The organism is Flavobacterium sp. GNP010 (genome assembly GCF_056428945.1).
In genome coordinates this window covers 139,034-146,147 of sequence record NZ_JBWJVK010000003.1, presented here as the reverse complement: position 1 = coordinate 146,147, position 7,114 = coordinate 139,034, and the positions used below count along the sequence as shown (strand labels likewise).

The window sequence follows — 7,114 nt, the reverse complement described above, 5'->3', positions numbered from 1 at the left end:
TCAAAAATACGGGATTCTAAGGCTCTTTTTATTTTAGACTTTCGGATAGCAGTGACTATAAATTAAAAAACCGAGCAATTTGCTCGGTTTTTTACAACATATTAAAATGTACTATTACCTTGTTGGTCGAATCAAATGTACGTTTTGATATATTTTTTTAATATCGATAAGGTTACGTTCCGCCTCAATGCGTGATTTGTAATTTCCTACCCATACTTTGTAGTTTGGTGTGTTGAAAATGATGGTTCCATCCATCCCCGAAAACGCCTGTCTGAATTCAGCCAAGGTGTTTTTTGCTTTTTCGCTATCACCACTGAATATTTGAATTTTGTAATAGTCATTTACAGCGTTTGATACATTTATTTTTCTCTTTTCATTTAATAACTGTTCAAATTTCGAGTCTTGCTTTATAGTAGTATTTCCCACTTGGGCATTGGCGTTTAAATAGGAAATACAAATTGTAAGAGTGATGAAAAATGCTTTTCTAAGGGCTAAAATTCTCATAATGTGATGGTTTTTGTGCAAAAGTACTATTTAAGTGTTGAAAGCAAGTAATAAATGTTATTTAGAATAGATATAAATTGAAATTAAGACTATTTTAGGGTTTTGAGAATAGTTCTTAAGTCGTATTTTTGTCGAAGTTTTTAAATAAAGGACCAGTTTTTACAAAGCAAATAGAAAAAACTGTGCCAATTTTTAGTAGATAATCATTATACTATATGAAAAAGGTGGGTAACCATAATTCGATCACAAGGAAATTATTTTTAGGCGCAGCCTTTTCTTTAATTTTCTCTTTAACTTCATTAGGTCAAGAGGCTGCTCCGGTGGCAACTGACGCGGCGGCTACTGTAGCAACGGCGGCTCCTGCTGCTGCAACAGGTGGAGATGCTGTAAAGGGTAAAGAATTGTTTAATGCAAATTGTGCTGCATGTCACAAATTAGATGCGAAAGCTACAGGTCCTGCGTTAAGAGGAATTGCTGCTAAGTATGAAATGGCATGGCTTTACAAGTGGATTAAGAACAGCTCTGAACTAATTAAGTCTGGGGATCCTCAGGCGGTAAAAGTTTACGAAGAAAACAACAAGGCAGTAATGTCTGCTTTTCCTCAGTTGTCAAATGCTGATATTGATAACATCATTGCTTATACTTCAGAGCCTAAAGTTGAAGCTGCTGCTCCAGTTGTTGGTGGCGCTGCTCTTCCTGGACCTGCTGCTGATAATGGTACTTCAAATAATATTATTTTGGGTGCTTTAGCTCTAGTAATGTTAGTGTTAGTGGTAATGTTGTTTTTAGTGAATAACGTTTTGTCGAAAGTAGCAAAAGCAAATGGAATTGAAGTTGCTCCGAAAACACCAACGCCATCACTATGGAAAGCCTTTGCTAAAAATCAATTCTTAATTTTAGTAAGTGCAATATTTTTGCTTTTGGCAAGTGCGTACTTTGTTTATGGATTTTTAATGCAAGTGGGTGTTGACCAAGATTACGCTCCAATTCAGCCAATTCACTATTCACATAGAATTCACGCGGGAAGCAATGGGATTAGCTGTAAATATTGTCACTCTTCTTCAAGAGTAAGCAAGCATTCTGGTATTCCTTCATTGAACGTTTGTATGAACTGTCACAAAAGTATTGCTGAGGTTAGTGATACTACGGCGACTCCAGAATATTCTAAAGCTTTTTATGATGCAGAAATCCAAAAGTTATATAAGGCTGTTGGATGGGATGCTACCAATCAAAAATATACTGGTAAAACAGAGCCTGTGAAATGGGTTCGTATTCATAACTTGCCTTCATTTGTGTATTTCAATCACTCTCAGCACGTAAATGTGGCTGGTGTCGAATGTCAAACATGTCACGGGCCGGTTCAAGAATATGAAATTCAAAAACAATTCGCTCCTTTAACAATGGGTTGGTGTATAGACTGTCACAGAAAAACTGAAGTTAAAATGGAAGGGAATGAATACTACACAAAAATTCATGATGAACTTTCTAAAAAGTACGGTGTAGACAAGTTGACTGCAGCACAAATGGGAGGTTTAGAATGTGGTAAATGCCACTATTAATCAAATTATTAAGATTTTAATATTTATATATGTCATCAAACAAAAAATACTGGAAAAGTGTTGAAGAACTAGAAAAAAATAGTTCTATTGTTGAGGCGCTTAGAAATAACGAATTTGTTGAAGAAATTCCTACTGATGAATTTTTAGGAAATGGTGATGCTTTATCGTCCTCATCAACATCACGTCGTGACTTTTTAAAGTACGTTGGTTTTAGTACTGCTGCAGCTACCCTTGCAGCATGCGAAGGTCCTGTGAACAAGTCAATTCCTTATGTTCTTCAGCCAGAACAAATCATTCCTGGAGTAGCAGATTATTATGCGACTTCGGTTTTTGATGGTTTTGATTTTGCTAACCTTTTGGTTAAAACGCGTGAAGGGCGTCCTATTAAAATTGATAATAATACAATTGCTGGAGCTAAGTTTAGTGCAAATGCAAGAATTCATGCTTCGATACTTTCATTGTATGACAACATGCGTTTGAAAGAACCAAAGATTGAAGGAAAAAATTCAACTTGGTCTGCTGTAGATGCCAAAATTAAAACTAGTCTTTCTGATGCTGTTGCAAAAGGTGGTCAAGTTGTTCTTTTGACAAATACGTTAGCGAGTCCGTCAACTGAAAAGTTGATTGCTGAGTTTATTGGTAAAAATCCAAATGCTAAACATGTTGTGTATGATGCTGTATCTGAATCAGAAGCTTTAGATGCTTTTGAAACGGTTTATGGTGAAAGAGCTTTAGTTGATTACGATTTTTCGAAAGCATCACTTATAGTTTCAGTTGGTGCAGATTTCCTTGGCGATTGGCAAGGTGGAGGTTTTGATGCTGGTTATGCTAAAGGAAGAATTCCTAAAGCAGGGAAGATGTCTCGTCATTTTCAATTAGAAGCAAACATGACTTTGTCTGGTGCAGCTGCTGATAAGCGTTTACCAATGTCTACTGCAAATCAAAAACAAGCATTAGTTCACATATATAATATTGTAACAGGTTCTGCAATTGCAGTTACTTTAGACAATCAGTTCAAAGCAGAAGTTACGAAAGCTGCAATGCAATTAAAAGCTGCTGGATCCAAAGGTGTTTTGGTTTCAGGTATTCAAGATAAAAATGCTCAGTTGCTTGTTTTGGCTATTAACCAAGTGTTGGCAAGTGAAGCGTTCAGTACTTCTGGTGTTAGACAAATCAGAAAAGGGTCAGATGCAAAAGTGACTCAGCTTATCAAGGATATGAAGGCGGGAAGTGTACATACTTTAATTATGAGTGGTGTGAATCCTGTATACACTTTGGCAGACAGTTCAACATTTGTTGAAGGTCTTAAAAAAGTTAAAACTTCAGTGTCGTTTTCGCTAAAAGAAGATGAAACTGCTTTAGTTAGTACTATAGCTGCTGCTGTTCCTCATTATTTAGAATCGTGGAATGACGTGAGCATTACAAAAGGAACTTACGGAATTACACAACCAACGATTCGTCCTCTTTTTAATACTAAACAATTTCAAGATGTCTTGTTATCTTTGACTGGGTTAACAGGTACGTTTTATGATTATATCAAAGCTAACGCTGGTACCCTGATTACTGGTTCAACTTGGAATCAAGTATTACATGACGGTATTTATGTTGGCGTAGCTTCTGCTGCTTCAGCGAGTTCTGTTGATTACAATGCTGCTGCAAATGCTTTGGTAAGAGCAAAAGCAGTATCAGGACTGGAGCTTGTTTTGTATACCAAGACAGGTATGGGTGACGGTCAGCAGGCAAATAACCCTTGGTTACAAGAGTTTCCGGATCCTATTACAAGAGTTTCTTGGGATAATTATGTTACAGTATCTAATGCAGATGCAAAAAAACACGAACTTTCTAATGAAATTGTTGCTAATGGTGGATTAAACGGAAGTTATGCAACTATTACAACTTCAGATGGTTCTAAATTGGAAAATGTTCCAGTTATTGTTCAACCAGGTCAAGCGGTTGGTACTATTGGTTTGGCTTTAGGATATGGTCGTAAAGCAGCCTTGAAAGAAGAAATGATGGTAGGTTTAAACGCCTATTCTTTATACAAAGGATTTGATAATGTGCAATCAGTTACTTTGGCGAAAGCCGATGGGGAACATGAGTTTGCATGTGTTCAAGGACAGAAAACGTTAATGGGAAGAGGTGATATTATCAAAGAAACCTCTTTAGAAATTTTTAATACCAAAGATGCTCATGTTTGGAATGAACAACCAATGGTTTCATTGGATCATAAAGAAGTTGAAGCAACAAAAGTAGATTTATGGGATTCATTTGATCGTTCAACAGGTCACCATTTTAATCTTTCAATAGATTTGAATGCGTGTACTGGTTGCGGTGCTTGTGTAATCGCATGTCATGCTGAAAATAACGTTCCTGTTGTTGGTAAAGAAGAAATTAGAAGAAGTCGTGATATGCACTGGTTGCGTATTGACAGGTATTATTCTTCTGAAAGTACTTTTGAAGGAGATAACGAAAGAAAAGAAAATATTGCTGGTTTATCAAGTTCATTGTCTACATTTAATGAAATGGAAAAAGCAGGAGATAATCCACAAGTTTCTTTCCAACCTGTAATGTGTCAGCACTGTAATCATGCACCTTGTGAAACAGTTTGTCCTGTTGCCGCAACATCACACTCTCGTCAAGGTCAAAACCATATGGCGTACAACAGATGTGTTGGTACACGTTATTGTGCAAACAACTGTCCGTATAAAGTACGTCGTTTCAACTGGTTCTTGTACAACAAAAACAGCGAATTTGATTATCACATGAATGATGATCTAGGTCGTATGGTATTGAATCCAGATGTGAATGTACGTTCTCGTGGAGTTATGGAGAAATGTTCAATGTGTATTCAAATGACACAAGCGACTATTTTGAAAGCTAAAAACGAAGGAAGGCCAATCGTTGATGGGGAATTCCAAACGGCTTGTTCAAATGCTTGTTCTACAGGAGCAATGAAATTTGGAGATGTAAATGATAAGGAAGCAGAAATCACTAAGTTAGCTGCTGACGAAAGAATGTATCATTTATTGGAGCATGTTGGAACAAAACCAAATGTGATTTATCACGTTAAAGTTAGAAATACCTAGTACAAAAATAATTAATTAAGAATCAATATAAAGGATTATGTCGTCTCACTACGAAGCAACCATTAGAAAACCCTTAGTTATAGGTGATAAATCGTATCACGATGTAACTGTAGATGTAGCTGCGCCTGTTGAAGGTAAAGCAAACAAACATTGGTGGATTGTATTTTCAATCGCATTAATAGCCTTCCTTTGGGGACTTAGCTGTATCATTTACACTGTATCAACAGGTATTGGAACTTGGGGTTTAAATAAAACTGTTGGATGGGCTTGGGATATCACGAACTTTGTTTGGTGGGTTGGTATTGGTCATGCAGGAACTCTAATTTCCGCAGTACTTTTACTTTTCCGTCAGCGTTGGAGAATGGCCATAAACCGTTCAGCAGAAGCAATGACAATTTTCTCTGTTATTCAAGCAGGTTTATTTCCAATTATTCACATGGGTCGTCCGTGGTTAGCATATTGGGTATTACCAATTCCGAACCAATTTGGCTCACTTTGGGTAAACTTTAATTCGCCATTACTTTGGGACGTATTTGCAATCTCTACGTATCTTTCCGTGTCATTAGTTTTCTGGTGGACTGGTTTATTACCTGATTTTGCGATGTTGCGCGACCGAGCTATTACTCCTTTTAATAAGAGAGTTTATTCCATCTTGAGTTTTGGATGGAGCGGTAGAGCAAAAGATTGGCAACGTTTTGAGGAAGTTTCATTAGTTCTTGCTGGATTAGCTACTCCTTTAGTACTTTCTGTACATACTATTGTATCGATGGATTTTGCTACATCTGTAATTCCTGGTTGGCATACAACTATATTTCCACCCTACTTCGTAGCTGGAGCTGTTTTCTCAGGATTTGCAATGGTTAATACCTTGCTGATCATCATGAGAAAAGTATCTAACCTAGAAGCGTACATCACTGTTCAGCACATAGAGTTGATGAATATTGTAATCATGATCACCGGTTCTATTGTAGGTGTTGCTTACATTACAGAATTATTTGTGGCTTGGTATTCAGGTGTTGAATACGAACAATATGCGTTCCTTAACAGAGCAACAGGACCGTATTGGTGGGCATATTGGTCAATGATGACTTGTAATGTGTTTTCACCACAGTTCATGTGGTTTAAAAAACTAAGAACAAGTATCATGTTTTCATTCATTATTTCGATAGTGGTTAATATTGGAATGTGGTTTGAGCGGTTTGTTATTATTGTAACTTCGTTACATAGGGATTATCTTCCATCTTCTTGGACGATGTTTTCACCAACATTTGTTGATATAGGTATTTTTATTGGAACAATTGGTTTCTTTTTCGTGTTGTTTTTGTTGTATTCTAGAACATTTCCTGTAATTGCACAAGCAGAGGTAAAAACAATTTTGAAAGGAACAGGAGATAATTACAAAAGAGAAAGAGAAGCAAATAAAGATTCACACCATGAGTAATAAAGTAATATACGCCATTTATAATGACGATGATATATTGATGGATGCGGTTAAAAAAACCAGAGCAGCTCATCATCATATCGAAGAAGTCTTTACTCCATTTCCGGTTCACGGTTTGGATAAAGCTATGGGAATTGCACCAACAAGATTAGCCATTTGTGCTTTTCTTTATGGTTGTGTTGGAATCTCTGTTGCTACAGCAATGATGAATTATATTATGATTCAAGATTGGCCACAAGATATTGGCGGAAAACCTAGTTTCAGTTATATTGAGAATATGCCAGCTTTCGTTCCAATTATGTTTGAACTTACAGTATTTTTTGCGGCTCACTTAATGGTTATTACTTTTTACATGAGAAGTAAATTGTGGCCTTTTAAAGTAGCAGAAAATCCAGATGTAAGAACTACAGATGACCATTTTTTAATGGAAGTTGCTGTAAATGACAATGAAGAAGAATTAGTTTCTTTTTTCCAAAGCACCGGTGCTGTAGAAGTTAAAGTAATAGAAAAGCATTAATTATAGA

5 protein-coding genes are annotated in these 7,114 nt (G+C 36.4%); 4 read left to right on the top strand and 1 reads right to left on the bottom strand.

Going from position 1 to position 7,114, the window contains the following annotated elements:
• Positions 1 to 114 precede the first annotated feature (114 nt).
• Entirely contained in the window at positions 115 to 504 is a 390-nt protein-coding gene (locus AC061C_RS02090; protein ID WP_478289819.1) for an SPOR domain-containing protein, read from the bottom strand.
• 215 nt (positions 505 to 719) lie between these two features.
• Between AC061C_RS02090 and AC061C_RS02085 the strand changes: the two genes are divergently transcribed.
• Genes AC061C_RS02085 through AC061C_RS02070 form a run of 4 tightly spaced genes read left to right on the top strand, consistent with a single transcriptional unit; the run spans position 720 to position 7,107 of the window.
• On the top strand, positions 720 to 2,063 hold the full coding sequence (locus AC061C_RS02085; RefSeq protein ID WP_478289818.1) for a c-type cytochrome: 1,344 nt from the start codon (positions 720 to 722) through the stop codon (positions 2,061 to 2,063).
• Between the two features lie 29 nt (positions 2,064 to 2,092).
• The gene (locus AC061C_RS02080) at positions 2,093 to 5,149 is read left to right on the top strand and encodes a TAT-variant-translocated molybdopterin oxidoreductase (RefSeq protein WP_478289817.1); all 3,057 of its coding nucleotides are present in this window, start codon (positions 2,093 to 2,095) and stop codon (positions 5,147 to 5,149) included.
• A gap of 37 nt (positions 5,150 to 5,186) precedes the next feature.
• A complete protein-coding gene (gene nrfD, locus AC061C_RS02075) occupies positions 5,187 to 6,590 on the top strand; it encodes an NrfD/PsrC family molybdoenzyme membrane anchor subunit (protein ID WP_417944749.1) in 1,404 nt (467 codons plus the stop codon).
• The gene (locus tag AC061C_RS02070; protein WP_417983885.1) at positions 6,583 to 7,107 is read left to right on the top strand and encodes a DUF3341 domain-containing protein; all 525 of its coding nucleotides are present in this window, start codon (positions 6,583 to 6,585) and stop codon (positions 7,105 to 7,107) included. Before nrfD ends, AC061C_RS02070 begins: the two co-directional genes overlap by 8 nt.
• Positions 7,108 to 7,114 lie beyond the last annotated feature (7 nt).

Coding starts and splice junctions, on each gene's coding strand:
- nrfD (WP_417944749.1), top strand. CDS start 5,187: ATGTCGTCTCACTACGAAGCAACCATTAGAAAACCCTTAGTTATAGGT.
- AC061C_RS02085 (WP_478289818.1), top strand. CDS start 720: ATGAAAAAGGTGGGTAACCATAATTCGATCACAAGGAAATTATTTTTA.
- AC061C_RS02090 (WP_478289819.1), bottom strand. CDS start 504: ATGAGAATTTTAGCCCTTAGAAAAGCATTTTTCATCACTCTTACAATT.
- AC061C_RS02070 (WP_417983885.1), top strand. CDS start 6,583: ATGAGTAATAAAGTAATATACGCCATTTATAATGACGATGATATATTG.
- AC061C_RS02080 (WP_478289817.1), top strand. CDS start 2,093: ATGTCATCAAACAAAAAATACTGGAAAAGTGTTGAAGAACTAGAAAAA.